At 43.2% G+C, this 296-nt stretch carries 1 pseudogene; it reads left to right on the forward strand.

Annotation, left to right across the window (positions count from 1 at the left end):
• Positions 1–57 precede the first annotated feature (57 nt).
• Positions 58–296: pseudogene (locus NE473_RS31645) on the forward strand (carbohydrate ABC transporter permease); the annotation flags it as partial.

Here is a 296-nt window from a genome sequence, read left to right on the forward strand (position 1 = left end):
CCGAAGAAATTGATGACGTATTTGGAGATTCCTGAAGCAGTAAGGCGGGGGTAACATATGAAAGAGAAAAAACGTATGAATCCAAGAAAAGTATCCGCGATGAAGGATTTTGCCTGTGTGCTTCCGGTACTGATATTCCTGGCGGTATTTACTTATTATCCGATCGCGGAGCTGTTCCGGATCAGTTTTAAGGACTGGAACTTGTTAAATGATACGTGGCACTATGTGGGATTTAAATACTGGAAGTGGCTGTTTGGAGGCTCCGGTACCAAATATCTCTGGAACTCCTTAAAGGT

The sequence above is a fragment of the Hungatella sp. SL.1.14 genome (genome assembly GCF_024460495.1).
In the GTDB taxonomy this organism is placed as follows: domain Bacteria; phylum Bacillota; class Clostridia; order Lachnospirales; family Lachnospiraceae; genus Hungatella; species Hungatella hathewayi.